Raw genomic sequence first — 15,432 nt, forward strand, 5'->3', positions numbered from 1 at the left:
GATAGAACTGTGGTAGAAGAAGGCGCATATTGGCTAGCTTGGGCGCAAATTTCTGGAATTGGCCCAGTATTACTGCGACGGCTACAACAGCATTTTGGGACGCTGGCAACGGCTTGGAACGCTAACAAGGTACAGTTGGGAGAGGTGGAGGGTTTTGGTTTTCAGACACTAGAAAAAGTAGTACAACAGCGATCGCGTTTGCACCCAGAACAACTATTCACCAAGCACCAGCAGGAAAATTCCCATTTCTGGACACCAGCAGATGCAGATTATCCCCGCTTACTGCTGGAAACTCCGAGTCCGCCGCCGATTTTATACTATCGTGGTGAAGTCGAACTCCAAGAAAATCTCGGACAAAAACCGATGGTTGGGATTGTCGGAACCCGCCAACCCTCAGAATACGGCATCCGTTGGACTCGCCAAATTAGTACAGCTTTGGCTAAAAATGGCTTTACAGTTGTTTCTGGTATGGCAGAGGGAATTGACACAGAAAGCCACATCGCCGCCCTTAAAGCAGGTGGACGCACGATCGCAGTTTTGGGGACTGGCGTAGATGTCATCTATCCACATAAAAATCGGGATTTGTACAAGCAAATTTTGACGGCTGGATTAGTCGTGAGTGAGTACCCCACGAAAACCCCACCCGATCGCACTCACTTTCCCCGTCGCAACCGAATTATTGCAGGCTTAAGCCGCGCTATCCTGGTAATGGAAGCAAGGCTTTGCCTTCTGGATATCCAGGCTTTCTAATGCTTACTATATGGGCTTTTGGGGCTACTTGGCTATCCGGTGGCTATTATGGCAAAAGCAAAAGCAGGCACAGTTGGCATTGAGAAGTATAGGGGTAAATATCGCCTCAGATTACCCAGAGCGATCGCAGAGGGATCTAATCGGTACATTTCCACCGGGGTATCTATTGATAGCCAGGAAGGTTACAAACAAGCCCAGAGGATGGCCTGGGACATAGAGGATGAAATAGCCAGATGTAAGTTCAACCTAGCCAAACATAAGGCAACTATCAAGTCAGAACCAATACCTCAGTTGACTCTAGTTGAACTCTGGCAGCGCTTCAGTAATCATAAAAAAGCTTCAGTTGCCCTATCCACACATCACAAGGTCTATGAGGGAACCTGGAAAAGACTGATATCCTTAGTACCCTACCAATCCCCTGATGATGCCGAGGTAATCAAAGACTGGATAGTTAAGCACAAGCCAGCCAATACCGCTAGGCAGGTTATCATCCACCTGTGCGCTTGTATGGATTGGGCAGTATCTCAGGGACTACTAAATACCAATAGGTTTACCGGGCTATCCAAAGGTATCAAGGTAACTAAGGGGCATAACATTGACCCCTTTACCACCGCAGAGATGTTAGCTATCCTTCAGTTATTCCAGGGTAGCCATTATGAGAACTTTGTACACTTCCTATTTCTGACTGGCTGTAGAACAGGGGAAGCGATCGCGCTCCAATGGAAACAGGTAGCCCCTGACTACTCCACAGTTACCATTAATGCAACTTATTACCTTGAGTTAAGAGCCAGGAAGCCAACTAAAACTAAGAAATCAAGGGTAGTTCCTTGTAATAATCAACTATCACAACTACTCCAAAAGTTAACCAGGGGACAGCCTACCGATCAGGTATTTACCAGCTTAGAGGGTTGTGTCATAAATAACCATAACTTTCTCCTGTACCACTGGCGACCTAAGATTACTCAACTGATTGAACAGGGGTTAGTCGAGCGCTATAGACCAGCCTACAACACAAGGCATACAGCTATTACCAGAATGCTAGAATCTGGCTTAACTGCTGCTGAGGTGGCTAGGGTAGTAGGTAACAGTCCAAGGGTCATAACTGAGCATTATGCCGGGGTTAGCCGCGCCATAGTTCTACCAGAGTTTTAGGGGCATCTGACTAAGTAGGGTTAACTATAACTTTTATAAAAACCCTATTTTTAACTAAGCATTCTTTGAGTTTTGTTTGTACCTTTTTCCCCTTGTTAGCGCCAAACTAACTAGGGGTATTTTTATGTCCCTAGTAACCCTCGGTGTGCTTATGGGTTCATGGCTAGCGCTGGAGATATAAGGGGGACTAGCTTGATGTCTTAGTTTTGTCTTAGGATTCTCATTAGTCTGACAGAGGAGATTTCAGATTTCCAAGGGTATTATCAGCCAGCCTAAAATACCAAATCACGTCAAATAGGGTTAACCATGTTGTGCCAGTTTCTACTAAATATGTGCCAGTTTACTACTGACATTGATACTCCCCCAGGTTACAATAGGAGTATACTAAGAAACAAAAATAACAATGGACAACCAGAGAACTACCCGCAAAGTTAAGTTACAAGTCTGGTTAACTGAGCAAGAGCATGAACTATTACAGCAAGCTGCTACCACAACCGGACAAGGAATGTCTAGTTATGTGCGGTCTACTGTACTCAAGGCAATCAAGGCAGATTTAGGGGTAACAGTAGACAACCGGAGTAACCAATAACAATCATGAAACCGAACCGCATGATATATGACCCTGCTTATTGGTCTTACTATATCCTCAATGGTCGAGTCTACCGAGACTGCCAGATCGACTCTGTAACCTTTCATGGCACTCAGACATTAACCCAGTTCTTTAAAGCTAATCAGTACCTAGTCAAGTTAGTAGATGATGATGATAATGAATACCAAGAAACTCTCAGTAGAGTTGTTACTGAATGGGGTTTGGTAGAGTACCTATCGGATATTTGGGATGAAGTGAACTTTGCCAATAGATAAAGTATTCTCTATGGTAATCATAGGATAATCCAATGGTTATTTTAAGCCTCCTAACCCGCATCAGTCCACCTTGGAGGCTAGAACCCTGATTCTACTGTTAGATTACCAGACTTGACAGATTATTAGAAAGGACACAATAAGGGACACCGGAAATGACAAGGACAGCAACAGTTAAGTTTAGGGCTACAGAACAGGAAGTAGCAAAGATTGAAGAGTTAGCTAAGGCGGCTGGCTACAGTAAGTCGGAGTATGTTCGATTAGTCGCTATGGGATTCCAAATACAACCCCAAGACACCAAATAGGGTAACTAGTTACCAGCTAGCTAACCCTAAGAAACCAAAGATTCAAAGTAAACAAACACAGGGCTAATGCCCAAGGATTCAAAGATGTCTTATACAACCGATGATAACACACTTACAGGTACTCAGTCAAATAAAGATATCGATTGGAGTAGCCCTATATTAACTGAGGCTGAAAAAGCAACTATCAAAAACTGGACTACTACCTGTAATGGATACCTGGGGTTAAGAATGAGGGCTGAGAGGATTGGTGGAGATATTATCAGACCGGATGAGGCTATTTTAAGAGATATCCCATCAACTAACCAAAGCATCCTACCTTATGTCCTGAAACTCAGAAATGTTATCAGATATGCCTATTTGGATAACCTAAAGTTAGGTAGGGATTCCCTAGTATTTGATATGTGGGCAATATGTTCTCTTCAGGGTCAGGGAAAATATCAGATTAATCTCCTTACCAAAGATATTGAGTTAGATGGGGTTGTAGTTGACCCCGATGATCTTTATCATGACTCATGGATGACATACACCCGCGCTTTAGGTGTAGGGATTTCTAATAAAGAACAGTTTATTTCATTACTTCTGAATGCCTTAAGAAATAGTAAAATAAACCCCTGGCTAGAACTGATTAATAAAGTGCATACTGTTACCCCGGAAGAGTTCATGCTTAAGCATGGGTTTGACCCCCATAGAATGTGTGAGTTTATAACCGGGGATAACAGAGAGTTGCAACAGTTTCTCTGGCTAGTGCAGTTCATAGGGGTTATGGCCAGAACCTATAAGCCCGGTTGCCAGCATGATCACATGATGGTTTTGATGTCAGCCGAGAAAGGTCAGCGCAAAACATCATTACTCAGGGCTATTACTAAAGACCCAGCATCAAAGGGAACTACCCCTAAGTATTATGTGCAACTAAGCACCCTGAAGTCAGAGAAGAGAGATGTAGAAAGACTCAGAGGTAAGATTATTGCTAACTTAGATGAGTGTGATGGGGCATTCAGAGGGACTAACTCAGATGCGCTTAAGGAAGCGATTACCAGTACTTCTGATAACTACCGCGCTTCTTATGGCAGAGTAGCAAAAGACTGGGATAGAACCTGTGTATTATTTGGAACAACTAATACAACCGGGCTGATTCAGGATTACATGGGCGATCGCCGGATATTTATTATCCATGTCCAGAAGACCATTGATATTGACTGGGTAACTAATAACTGGGCGGACTTCTGGGGCTTCTACAAGTGGGCATACAACCAGATGGAAAAAGGTAATAATACTCATTACAGGAACTGGTTAAACAAGACTGAAGAGGGTTTATTAGTTGCAAGCCAGTCAGAATATAAGGCTAGAGAACCTTGGTTAGATGCCCTTGAGGGTGTAATGGATGTATTAGAACAGACACATAACTCAGTGGCTATTAAAGCCTCAGATATCCTAGCAGTTATTAGCACTGAAATAGACAGCAAAAAGCGATATATCACTGACCACATTAAGGATATTCTAAAGGCTGAAAGGGGGTATACAGAGGGTCGCCCTAGACCTAATAATGCCAAACAGCCAAGTAAGCCAGTACTTTACTTACTAGACTCCGAGGGTAGCCAGCCATACTTAGTATCTAGACAAGATATTCAACTCGCATATAGCAACTACTTGCAAGGGGTTTACCCAGAGGATAAGCCAGCTTACCGGAGAAGTGCTGAGGCTGCCAAAAATGTTAAGGTCAACCCTGAGTCCCCTGTTAGCTTCAGTGGGTTACTACCTCAGCCTATTGACCCTGAGTCCCTATCCCCGGATTTATTTGAGACTAGTGTGGATGATTACTTCTAACCTGCTACTCACATAGTTAACCAAGCCCCTATCAATGGGGCTTTTTAGTTCTGTGATTATTCCCTTGAGTCCCTTTAAATCCCCCTGAGTCCCTTTTTAGGGACTCTGAGTCCCTGTCTGAGTCCCTTTTTGAAATGGTTGAAAGCTCTACTCTGTCCTTAATCCAGCCTTTTGAGTCCCTTGAGTCCCTAAATATTTCATAACTTTCTAGAGAGTTAAGGGTAATCAATAGGGCTGCTACTACACCACACAGAGAAGTTTGAGAGAAAAAACAGGGACTCAAGGGACTCAAACAGCCACAAAGCATACCTAGTAAGGGATACAAGCATTTTAAAAAAGGACTCAGCAGGGACTCAAGGGACTCAAACAGGGACTCAAAAGGGACTCAAACAGCTACAAGCTATACCGCATAGGTATTCTAGCGATTTATAAATAGGGACTCAAAAAGGACTCAAACCTAAATCACCCAGCGCTAGCCAGTAACCCCTTAGCCCCTCTGGTATCCCTTAGATAACCACCGGGGGCTTAAGTTATAAATGAGCATTACCTTACACAATCATTCGCCGCACCGATCGCTCTGGTGGTTAAGCTGTCATCAACTACAGCCACATAGTTAGCGCGGTCTAGTCGGCTAGCAAATACTTCCTTAACCTCTGGCTCCATCTGCTGCATTAGGTCATTACCGAGTAGATTTAGGAAATCCGATTTAGCAAGCCAGATGTTTGCACCTCTATTTTGTGCCCTATCTACCAACTGATCACTGTCTGTAAACATTAGGTATGTCCCACTGGAGCCATGATGAAACCAGAACACATTAGCGCCCAATAGCACACCCGCATAATAAACCTTGCATTTAGACTTATCAAAGGGTTCATCATCCCCATCATCATCTAAATCACCTACCGGGGTTTGGATTTGGGCTTGTTCCTGGGGCTGATTTGTTCTAGGTATACCCTGAAACACCATATATGGTACAGACCCTAGCCCACATATGACAGCTATTGTGGCAGCTAACCTAATAGGATGCTTTTCAATGAGGTCTAGATATTTATTTAGCATTAAACTTACTAGTATCCAATATTACTTATCTCAGTCTATTCTGGTAAATAACTGAGGTCAAGGATACCAATCATCTAGGCTAACCACTAGGGTATTTTATGCTGACTTATGGCATACAGAGGTAACTAGTAACTAATATGGCTATACTAAGTATTAGTGTTATGATAAAGACTGCAAATACTTAAATCTATTTATGATAACCAAGATAATCTCAGGGCTGCTAGGGGTGTCTATAGTACTGTCCAGTTCCTCTGTGCTAGCCAGAAATATCCTAATGGGAATAACTAAGGATGGGGCTAAACTGTATGCTTTGACTAACTACCCGCCTAATGCTGAGGATGATGGTATGGGGGGCTGGACATCCTTCATTTATGCCATAGAGGATACTAAAGGTTACAGAAAAGTAGAAGCATACACATCTTTCTGTTATGATGGCAAGCTTCTGTCTCAGCCAGTTAAGGGTACTAAGGATAACATGAAAGTTCCCGGCTGGCATTCTAAAACAGCTAGTGGTTTTGCAAGTGTGATAGCAGACAGTAAAGCCAGCCAAGACCTACTAAAAGCAGTCTGTTATTTGGTATATAACCCATAGTTGCAAGTTGCGGGACTATAAAGGGGATAACCGCAGATAACCGAAGCTAACTGGCGATTCTAATATTCCCTTGCTGCTCTTATACCCCATAAAGAAAACCCCGGTAAGTTAACTAGACCTACCGGGCTAAACTATGACCTTACTGGAAAATCTAGAAGCCGCCGAATAACCCTTGGATGATGAACGCATCATCTGTAGTAATCGAGGATAACTCAGGAACATTCATACTGTTTTTATCTTGCTCAACCAGCTTTTGTAACTGGGGAACAATGAGTTTTAAATAATCAGGTAGCAAGACCTCAGCAGGTAACTTTGTGGGGTCAACAAAGGTTTCAAGTAGGATGTAATCAAACCATACTTGGCTATCAAAGGGGTCAAAGGCTGCCATAAACTCAACAAAGTATTCATAGAGTTCCTTTGAGTTTTTGTAGGATTCCCCTTTGTAGATTAAGCCGCCATTGCCGGGGCGATGGGTAGTTGACTCAACCCCATAGAAGTCATGAGATAACAGTCTGACCACAATGGAAACATATTTACCGATCATGGCTTGATCGCCATATTCCTTTCTGATTTGGGTTAAGTAAGTCTCAACATGGGTAGAGTTCAATCCGCCTGTTTTAATCTGTTGATCAACGAAACGCTCAAGGAATAGCATGGTTGCTTGTCTTGACTGGGCTTTAGCCCTTGCAGAGTCTTCGGCTATCTTTTGCTTTCTAGACTGTTCTGCATATAGCTCTTGGAGCATTTTTTCATGGTCTGCGATAGCGAGTTGAAAGTTACCTGACATGGGGTTTTACCTACTTGATTTATTTGTCCATCTACTAAAGAGAATGTCAAATACAAAAATCATCTGAAACACCTAAAACCCATAAAAGATGTATTTGACTAAATCAGGTAAATGGGATTAATAAAATGAAAACCAAAGCATTATCATTTCGGGTTGAGGAAGGAACATATAACTGGCTAGCTGGACTGTCTGAGACATCTAAACTACCAATCTCAGAAGTAGTTAGGGAAATACTTAAAGTTAGCCAGATGACACAGGGCACTCGAAAAGCCTATGGCGAATGTTTAGAGTATTTGGCATCAGTAGAGGCTGATGATTTCTTAGTTGGTCTAGACGCTCTTGTAGAGGCGATTAAGGAGGTTAAGACCAATGGTTAGAAAAACCACTTGCCCTATTTGTGCGCTTAACACTGAGGCTAGACAAAGCTTTGCGGCTAAGGTCAGTCTGGGGCTACCAGCAACCTCATTAGTTGATTACTTGATAACTCTGGGGGTTCATTGTACACCTCAGCAGATTTATAGCCATAAAAAGCACAGTAAACCCCAGAAGCCCCAGACCATTTATAGGGATACCCCGGTAGCCCCCAGGCTGACCACTAATGTTTCAGCAGATGGATTAACCACCGATGACAGACAAGAGCGGTTACTGGCGATCGCTCTGCAAGCTGTTGACTCCCTATCTGCTCAGTTCAATGCCGATAACAACCTGCGGGTAGCCCGGATGCTTAAGGAAATGGGGGAATGGGCTAGCCAGCTAGTTAAAGACCGGATGGCTAGGGAGACTCTACCAGAACCCAATATCTCGGTATCGATAAACCTTGGCTCCCTTGAGGAGCAGTTAGGGATACCAGAGACTTATTTTTCAAAACAGAACACCAGATATCAAATAGAGGAACCTAATGATTAATCGCAACCAAGTATTTACCAAGTTCAATCTGAATGCTGACCAAAGGAACATATTCGACCGATTGACCCCGGCACAGCAAAGGCGATTAATCAAAGTCCTTGAGGCTAAACAGAGGACAGGTAAGCGCCAGGTTATCAAGGCATCATCCAACCCCAGACGCGCCAAGGTTCTACAAGATGACTCCCTTCTTATTGTTAACCAGTACCAAAACCACCTGTATTAAACCAATCGATCGAAATGTTTCGATAGCCCGATAAATATTTCGATTTAAGCCCAAGACTTACCAGAACAGCCAAAGCTCCCAAGGTATTACCAGTACCAAGGGAGCTATTAAAAACAACTTATCGACTTTAACAAATACTATGACCATTATAGCACATATTCCCCATAATGGGGAAAAGCGCCATAGCGATTATTTCACCGATACTTTTGAGTCTCGGCTCGCCTGTGGTAACACTTGGGAACATAACCTAGCTGAGTACCTGAACACTCAAGGGTTAGACAAAGTTTACCAGCCAGATCAGTACATGACATACCGATCGGTTTATGGAAGTTACAGACTTGACCCGGATAACTGGCGATCGCGGCATCAGTTTAAGTTAGCCCCCGACTTAAACCCAAAGTACCAAAGGGACATAAGAGTTATCCACAATGGCAAAGGTTACAACATTGAGGTCAAGTCCAAATCAGGCATATTTGAAAATCATAACATACTGGTAGGAGGCATATCAAGCCGATGGGAGCGCTACAGGTTCCCAGTTCACTTTGTAGTCGCCATCGATCGCAACACAGGGGAAGCCAGGGTAACTGAGGCAGATAGGCTAACCAGAGAGACTAGCTGGTTAAGGGTCAAGTCTCAAGAGTTATCTTATGCAGTCCCCAGGCACTTATTTAAGCCTCTGGATAGCTGGCTAGATTTCATCAAAGTTAAGTAATCCTGGGGGGGTTAGGAGGGATAAATCAATACTATATTGCTTGTATAGTAAGAGTTAAATACTACCTCCCTTTAATGGAAACTACTACCCATAGCCCCGCATAGGTTAACCCATGTTTAAGTTATCCGCAGTTTTTTTATTAACCTTGGTTATCACAGGATGTCAGCCAACCTCAAGATTCAAACTATTACCAGAAAGGGAAGAGTATAAGGCTGATAACGGTGTTGTCATGGGTATCAGGTTTAACTATCAAAACACAAGTGAACCGGGGATAACCAGAACAGGTATAACAGCCTACTGTGCTAATGGATTTATTTCTGATACTCCTATGAGTACTAACCCTCTCCTGAAGCTACCAGAGCCAGGTTTCCTAACTAATCAAGCTGAGGCTGGTAGACCAGTGTCGATGACTTATTTCACTGTCAGTTACCCAGATGTTTTAAAGGTTTTAGTAGAGGTCTGTAAGGCAACGGAGGAAGATCAAGATTAGTATAAATCAACCCATAATCAAGGGGGTAAGTTGACTCTCTGGCTATCCTCTGGCTACACTGGGGAGTATAAACACCCCCAGAAGCCTTAAGTAAACCGGGGCTATTGGATTATTGCAGGCTTAAGCCGCGCTATCCTGGTAATGGAAGCCCCGTTAAAATCTGGTGCTTTAATCACAGCTACCTACGCGAATGAATTTGGTAGAGATGTCTATGCATTACCTGGAAGACTTGACGATCACCCATCCCAAGGGTGCTTAAAGTTACTGAATCAAGGAGCTTCTTTCATCCTCAAGGAACTAGATGAACTGTTAACTATGCTAGGAGCAATACCACAAATTGATGGAGTCGAGGCTTCCACAGCACCAGAACAGTTAATGCCAACTTTATCGCCAGAATTGCAAACGGTAATGAATGCGTTTTCTTGTGATCCTTTACCCTTTGATTTTATTGTCCAACAAACCGGCATGGCTGCTGGCTCAGTTTCCAGTGCTTTATTACAGTTGGAACTTATGGGTTTAGTTTCGCAACTGCCAGGAATGCGGTATCAAAAAAGTTAAGAGTTAAAATACAACAGCATTATTTAGCTTTTTAACTTTGTTTTTAGCGATTTAACCCTAAGATTTATGGGAATATAAAAATTGTATTTTTATATAAAAACAAACTAATTAAAATCATGAATCAATGGGCTTTTGAATACAAAGTAGAAAATATAGGTAAATCTGTTATCTTACACGCAGACTGTTTCGAGTGGCTGAGTAGGATACCAGAAAACAGCATTCATGCAGTAGTTACAGATCCACCTTACGGCGTAAAAGAATATGATTTTGACCAGTTGCTAAAAAGAGCAAATGGAAACGGAGGGATTTGGAGAATACCCCCATCATTTGATGGACATCAACGCGCACCTTTACCACGATTTACCGCACTTACTACCAAAGAACGTCTAGTTTTAAAAAATTTCTTTGTAGAATGGGCAAAACTATTGGTACGTGTACTTCGCCCTGGTGGTCATGTTTTTATAGCAAGTAATGCATTTCTTTCCCAGTTAGTTTTCTCTGCTTTAGTTGAGGGCGGTTTGGAGTTTCGCGGAGAATTGATTCGCCTGGTGAGAACACTTCGTGGTGGCGATCGCCCAAAAAATGCCGAAGATGAATTTCCTAATGTGTCTTCCATGCTCAGAGGATGTTATGAGCCGTGGGGTATTTTACGAAAGCCGATACCAGTAGGAATGAAACTCAGCGAATGTCTGCGAGAATTTCAAACTGGAGGGTTAAGACGCAACAGAGATGGTACACCTTTGGGTGATGTTATTGCTAGTGAGAGGACACCTCAGAAAGAACGAGCTATTGCAAATCACCCAAGTCTTAAACCACAGTCTTTTTTACGTCAGGTCGTTTATGCTGCACTACCTTTAGGTGAAGGTATAATTGCTGATACTTTTATGGGTTCTGGTTCGACAGTTGCAGCGGCGGAAGCTGTTGGTGTTTGCTGCATTGGTATTGAGCGTAATTTAGATTATTATGAGATGAGTTGCACCGCTATTCCTAACTTGATAACTTTAGAAACGCCTTTCCCAAATATTACAGACTTGCAACTAACACTATGGTAAATTGGGAATTTGATAAATCCAGTTGGACATCATTTTTTGATATCCAGATTTAGTAACGCTGGCAGTTATTGTTCTGCGACTAATTTCCGAACGTCCAGAAAATGACCAATCATTTTTTGTGAGGCTAGCACCAACAACCTTGATAAAACGAAAGGGCTTTGGCTGAATACTTTGAACAGCGTCACTAGGACGGTTGCTATCAAAAACAAATACCATCAGCCAAGTATCTTCGGGATTATGACCCTGCCATCCACTCTGATAACGAGAAGCTTTTATTTCAATACCAACATGAGAATGCTGTACAGAGTTTTTAGGAAACATCCCAGCAGGAATTAAGTCAGGATGTCCGTTATGATATTGATTTTTTACTAAGTTAGAGCAGTATTTCGGAATATTTGAAATCATGAATTCTCCAACCATACTGCTAAAGTTGGCTGGCATCAGCATTACCTCAAGACGTTCTATTTCCTTGCTGTAAAGCTGTTGATTGATAAAGCCTAAAAACTCTACAAAATTATTCATTGCCAAAAGAATGTGTTCAATTGTACAGTCGTATGGCAGAGTCGCGTTAGGATTAAAACCGTTACTCTCAATCGGGTGAGGTTGGCAGGCAATCAGCTCTAGTTCGCCGCTCATTTATAAGGGAGGGGTGGATGTCATGAACAATGCAAAATTCAAAAATCCCAAATTATCTTTGGGGATAATACTGCGGATTCACAACAGGGGGCTGATAACCATTTGCCGGCACAGTACCTCCCATACTATTGGGTGCAGGATTCACAACAGGGGGCTGATAAACACTCATGGGTACTGTCGTACCGTTGGGTAAAGCAGGACTCACAGCAGGGGGCTGATAACCATTTGCGGGTATAGTGTTTGTGGTACTGTTGGGTGTAACAGCATTTTGGCTAAACTCTTCGTAAGCAGCACGAGAAATTGAGCTGATCAGTTTTTCGGCGCGAGGGTCGTTATTAGGGCGTTGTACCATCACAGAAGCTATGTAGCGCTTGCCATTTGGCAGAGCAACTAAACCTGCATCTGCCAACATTGTGCCAATATCGCCTGTTTTGTGGTATATTCTTGCGCCTGTTCCCAAACCCGATGGTAGTAGACTGTCTTTCTGAGTGCGACGCAAGATATCGAGCATTAGATCGCGTGATGGCATACTCACTAAATTTCCCTGACTCACAATCGCCATCAAATTCCCCAATTCCCTCGGACTAGTGGTGTTTGTCCCTGACAAATCTGGGAGTTGATTACGAATTATTGTGTTTGTCAATCCCCAAGTGCGGAAACGCTGGTTTAAAGCGTCTATGCCTCCCAATCGGGCAATCAACATATTTGTCGCTGTGTTGTCGCTGATTGTAATCATTTTTGTGGCGACTTCCAGAGCGGCATACTGGGTTCCGGCTGGTTTGTATTGCAGAGTTCCCGAACCGCCAGCTATTATATCCTGTTGCATGGTCAGCATTTCATCCAGGCGAATTTTCCCTGCATCCACATCCTGGAAAAAAGCAATCAGAATCGGCACTTTAATTGTGCTAGCCGCCGGAAAACTGGTTGAGCCATTGACATCTACATAATTACCAGTATCCAAATCTACTAAGAAAACTCCGGGTGTAAGATTTGGGTTGGCCGTCGCCAAATTTTGCACGGCATTTTTCAAGGAGATAATTTCTTGGGATAGGTATAAGCTCGAAGCTGCGGGTGGGGGAGTTTGGGTAGGTTGTGGCTGCGATCGCACCACATTACTATTAGATTGCGGCGCAGAAGTTGTGGTGATGCGATTAGCCGGGTCTAATACTGACAACACCGTGCCCACAATTGCACCCATCCCAACACCCACAATCAACAACCGCACAACATACAACATGGTTCTGGCCATTGGCTTTAACCGCGTCTTGGGCGACGATCGCCGGCTTTTTTTTGGCTTTTCCATCCGCACTGTTTTGACCATCACAGCACCTGGTCGAAAGGGAGGAATTTTCCCTTTCACACTAGGTATTGGTTTTACTGCTGCTGGCATGACTAACCCCGATTTTACCCTACGTGTAGCACCAGGGATTGTCTGAGGACTGATCTGATTTTTTGGGCGTGTTAACGCCGCTTGTTGTCCATTCGCACCTTGCTGCTGGCTGTTAGCTTTAACTTTCTTCTTTAGCACTTTTTGAACTTTTTGTGGCCGCTGGCGGCGATCTAAGGGTTGACGCCGCGAGAAAGCTTTTAGTTCGTCACTTGACTCTGACACCGTTACTCCTTGTGACCCACTTGGCTTTTTTATTGCAGACTCCTGACCCAAAGCTTAATCTTTTAGCAATATTAATACTTAAATTCGACTTTGCCACTAAGTAGCATTTTTCTGTTTAGTTTAAGCCATATTAATTATTTTGGGGGGAGGACTGCGTATATATTAAACGAATAATTACGAGTTTTCACCATCCCTCTGCTTTTTAAGCGCCCATTCTACCTGCTGCAAAATCCCTCGCAGCATGGCTACTTCCCTTGTTTTCAGGTGAGCGCGATTATACAGTTGGCGAAATTTTCCCATCCGACTAGCTGCCGTATGCGGATATACATAACCAATTTTCAGTAATACTGATTCTAATTGCTGGTAGTATCCTTCCACAACATCTATTGGTGCAAGTTCAGTTTGGGGTAAAGTCTGAGTATTAGGTTGTTTTACAGATTGTGACAATTCATAACAGCAGATTGCCACAGCAGTAGCCAAATTCAAGGCTACATAATCTTGACTTGTGGGAATGCCAACAAACCTCTGTGCATAATTTAATTCTTCATTGCTTAATCCCCGGTCTTCTCTGCCAAAAATCAGGGCTGCGGGTTTTTCTGGTTCCTCCAGTAACCAGGGTAATGCAGTGCGGGGGTTTTCTAAGGGTGTTTCCCAACTCCGAACGCGACCAGTGGTAGCGATCGCCCTGACACATCCATGCAATGCTTCTGGTAAGGTCGCTACTAATATCGCAGATTCTAAAATGTCTTGACCATGAACAGCCATCATCAAAGCTTCCGTCGATAGCGGATCGCATTGGGGATTTACTAATACTAAATGATATAGCCCGAAATTTTTCATTACCCTGGCGATCGCGCCGATATTTATCGGCCCAGCTGGTTCTACCAACACAATTCTTAATCCAGCCAAGCCCATTTTTTCCCTCCTGCGATCGCACCAGATAATACTTACAGGCTAATTCTCAGCATTGTATGTTCTGCTGAAAGTTTCCTTTACATCATTGTAACCAGAGCAAGTAAATGCCTACAGCAGTTCTGAACAGTGACTTACACTTCTTTACTCAGCACAATCTCCGCCGTTCAGCTAGTCGTTCGTCGCTATTTATTTGTAGCAACCTAATTGTTGTACGTCCTGGAGGCGTTAACCCTAGCAGATCCAGTTCTAAAAAGGTGAAGTGTTCAGTCCATTTCTGGGTGCGTGGGTTGAACAGAAAACTAAAAGCCCCTGTTTCTGGATCAAACGATCCTAAGTCAGTGCCTTTGTGACGGTTACATCGCCAGCAGGTGAGCGCTAAATTATCAGCATCAGTTGCACCGCCGTGCTTTTGGGCAATAACATGGTCAATTTCATGGGGAAAAAAGGCGACTCCTGCGGGTAACTGGCAATACTCACATCTATAGTTTGCGCGTTCTTCTACCAGCCGCCGAAGATTAACCGGAATATAGGTTCCACTCACGATCAGCTGGTCAAATAAGATAAATTACCTGCTTTAATCATCACAACTAAGTGTTCAATACGTTCATACTCATCTAGTTCTTTCAACTCCGTGGGTGTGAGTTCACCTGCGTTACTGCGTGTTAACAAGGTACGCAAGCGTTCTTGCATTTCGGGGGTGGGTTTAAATTCAGCAATTTGTTCAGGAGTGGGGTTGCTGGCCAGAAAATCCAGGATATATCGGTAAACTTGTGCTGGTACAGCTGGTTGTTGGAGGCTCAGAGCAAGTAATTCAGGTAAGCGATCGCCTACTTGTGCTAGTTGTTGAGATAGTTCTTCTGATACTTCCAGGGTGATTTTCGGCATGGTGCGCTTTCCTGAAGTGTGATCTTTTTCCCATTCTAAACATGGCAAGACTGGCAAAGTGAACTACCCACACTGACTTGGAGTACCAAGTACAGTGTCGGCTTCTGTAATCA

19 protein-coding genes and 2 pseudogenes are annotated in these 15,432 nt (G+C 43.4%); 14 read left to right on the top strand and 7 right to left on the bottom strand.

The window, feature by feature from the left end; genetic code table 11:
• Positions 1-9: 9 nt before the first annotated feature.
• The 6 genes and pseudogenes from dprA to HWQ23_RS19300 form a co-directional block, all read left to right on the top strand.
• Positions 10-717: pseudogene (gene dprA / locus HWQ23_RS19275) on the top strand (DNA-processing protein DprA); the annotation flags it as partial.
• A gap of 81 nt (positions 718-798) precedes the next feature.
• On the top strand, positions 799-1,902 hold the full coding sequence (locus tag HWQ23_RS19280; protein WP_292831276.1) for a site-specific integrase: 1,104 nt from the start codon (positions 799-801) through the stop codon (positions 1,900-1,902).
• Between the two features lie 403 nt (positions 1,903-2,305).
• On the top strand, positions 2,306-2,491 hold the full coding sequence (locus HWQ23_RS19285) for a plasmid mobilization protein (protein WP_292831288.1): 186 nt from the start codon (positions 2,306-2,308) through the stop codon (positions 2,489-2,491).
• Positions 2,492-2,496: 5 nt separating this feature from the next.
• On the top strand, positions 2,497-2,766 hold the full coding sequence (locus HWQ23_RS19290) for a hypothetical protein (protein ID WP_292831290.1): 270 nt from the start codon (positions 2,497-2,499) through the stop codon (positions 2,764-2,766).
• A gap of 152 nt (positions 2,767-2,918) precedes the next feature.
• Positions 2,919-3,068 carry a plasmid mobilization protein gene (locus HWQ23_RS19295; RefSeq protein WP_292831293.1) on the top strand — a complete coding sequence of 50 codons (150 nt, stop codon included), beginning with the start codon at positions 2,919-2,921 and terminating at the stop codon, positions 3,066-3,068.
• A gap of 84 nt (positions 3,069-3,152) precedes the next feature.
• Positions 3,153-4,892: a VapE domain-containing protein gene (locus tag HWQ23_RS19300; RefSeq protein WP_292831296.1), complete on the top strand. Its 1,740-nt coding sequence runs from the start codon at positions 3,153-3,155 to the stop codon at positions 4,890-4,892.
• Positions 4,893-5,435: 543 nt separating this feature from the next.
• On the opposite strand, the gene HWQ23_RS19305 is transcribed toward HWQ23_RS19300, so the two are convergent.
• Positions 5,436-5,951 carry a hypothetical protein gene (locus tag HWQ23_RS19305; protein WP_292831299.1) on the bottom strand — a complete coding sequence of 172 codons (516 nt, stop codon included), beginning with the start codon at positions 5,949-5,951 and terminating at the stop codon, positions 5,436-5,438.
• A 274-nt stretch (positions 5,952-6,225) separates the two neighbouring features.
• Here HWQ23_RS19305 and HWQ23_RS19310 point away from each other — a divergent pair, with 274 nt between their 5' ends.
• Positions 6,226-6,543, top strand: coding sequence for a hypothetical protein (locus HWQ23_RS19310; protein ID WP_292831302.1), 318 nt, complete (start codon positions 6,226-6,228; stop codon positions 6,541-6,543).
• 151 nt (positions 6,544-6,694) lie between these two features.
• Here the strand turns inward: HWQ23_RS19310 and HWQ23_RS19315 are convergent, their stop codons facing one another.
• Positions 6,695-7,330: a hypothetical protein gene (locus HWQ23_RS19315; protein ID WP_292831305.1), complete on the bottom strand. Its 636-nt coding sequence runs from the start codon at positions 7,328-7,330 to the stop codon at positions 6,695-6,697.
• 125 nt (positions 7,331-7,455) lie between these two features.
• Here HWQ23_RS19315 and HWQ23_RS19320 point away from each other — a divergent pair, with 125 nt between their 5' ends.
• The 7 genes and pseudogenes from HWQ23_RS19320 to HWQ23_RS19350 all read left to right on the top strand — a co-directional run bounded on the left by HWQ23_RS19320 (position 7,456) and on the right by HWQ23_RS19350 (position 11,271).
• Positions 7,456-7,707 carry a hypothetical protein gene (locus tag HWQ23_RS19320; protein ID WP_292831309.1) on the top strand — a complete coding sequence of 84 codons (252 nt, stop codon included), beginning with the start codon at positions 7,456-7,458 and terminating at the stop codon, positions 7,705-7,707.
• A complete protein-coding gene (locus HWQ23_RS19325; protein ID WP_292831312.1) occupies positions 7,700-8,236 on the top strand; it encodes a hypothetical protein in 537 nt (178 codons plus the stop codon). The genes HWQ23_RS19320 and HWQ23_RS19325 overlap by 8 nt, the downstream gene beginning before the upstream one ends.
• Complete coding sequence (locus tag HWQ23_RS19330) at positions 8,229-8,459, top strand: hypothetical protein (RefSeq protein WP_292831315.1); 231 nt, start codon at positions 8,229-8,231, stop codon at positions 8,457-8,459. The genes HWQ23_RS19325 and HWQ23_RS19330 overlap by 8 nt, the downstream gene beginning before the upstream one ends.
• A gap of 139 nt (positions 8,460-8,598) precedes the next feature.
• Positions 8,599-9,171: a hypothetical protein gene (locus HWQ23_RS19335; RefSeq protein WP_292831318.1), complete on the top strand. Its 573-nt coding sequence runs from the start codon at positions 8,599-8,601 to the stop codon at positions 9,169-9,171.
• Positions 9,172-9,283: 112 nt separating this feature from the next.
• Entirely contained in the window at positions 9,284-9,661 is a 378-nt protein-coding gene (locus HWQ23_RS19340) for a hypothetical protein (RefSeq protein ID WP_292831321.1), read from the top strand.
• A gap of 108 nt (positions 9,662-9,769) precedes the next feature.
• Positions 9,770-10,219: pseudogene (locus HWQ23_RS19345) on the top strand (DNA-processing protein DprA); the annotation flags it as partial.
• A gap of 116 nt (positions 10,220-10,335) precedes the next feature.
• The gene (locus HWQ23_RS19350; protein ID WP_292831323.1) at positions 10,336-11,271 is read left to right on the top strand and encodes a DNA-methyltransferase; all 936 of its coding nucleotides are present in this window, start codon (positions 10,336-10,338) and stop codon (positions 11,269-11,271) included.
• Here HWQ23_RS19350 and HWQ23_RS19355 read toward each other — a convergent pair.
• From HWQ23_RS19355 to HWQ23_RS19375, 5 genes are all read right to left on the bottom strand, one after another.
• The gene (locus HWQ23_RS19355) at positions 11,263-11,907 is read right to left on the bottom strand and encodes a hypothetical protein (protein ID WP_292831326.1); all 645 of its coding nucleotides are present in this window, start codon (positions 11,905-11,907) and stop codon (positions 11,263-11,265) included. The two genes, HWQ23_RS19350 and HWQ23_RS19355, sit on opposite strands and share 9 nt — an antisense overlap.
• Before the next feature lie 52 nt (positions 11,908-11,959).
• Entirely contained in the window at positions 11,960-13,519 is a 1,560-nt protein-coding gene (locus tag HWQ23_RS19360) for a serine hydrolase (protein WP_292831329.1), read from the bottom strand.
• 174 nt (positions 13,520-13,693) lie between these two features.
• Complete coding sequence (locus HWQ23_RS19365) at positions 13,694-14,434, bottom strand: RNA methyltransferase (RefSeq protein ID WP_292831332.1); 741 nt, start codon at positions 14,432-14,434, stop codon at positions 13,694-13,696.
• Positions 14,435-14,579: 145 nt separating this feature from the next.
• Entirely contained in the window at positions 14,580-14,975 is a 396-nt protein-coding gene (locus tag HWQ23_RS19370; RefSeq protein WP_292831334.1) for an HNH endonuclease, read from the bottom strand.
• A 2-nt stretch (positions 14,976-14,977) separates the two neighbouring features.
• The gene (locus tag HWQ23_RS19375) at positions 14,978-15,319 is read right to left on the bottom strand and encodes a hypothetical protein (RefSeq protein WP_292831336.1); all 342 of its coding nucleotides are present in this window, start codon (positions 15,317-15,319) and stop codon (positions 14,978-14,980) included.
• Positions 15,320-15,432 lie beyond the last annotated feature (113 nt).

The sequence above is a fragment of the Nostoc sp. JL33 genome (assembly GCF_017114985.1).
In the GTDB taxonomy this organism is placed as follows: domain Bacteria; phylum Cyanobacteriota; class Cyanobacteriia; order Cyanobacteriales; family Nostocaceae; genus Nostoc.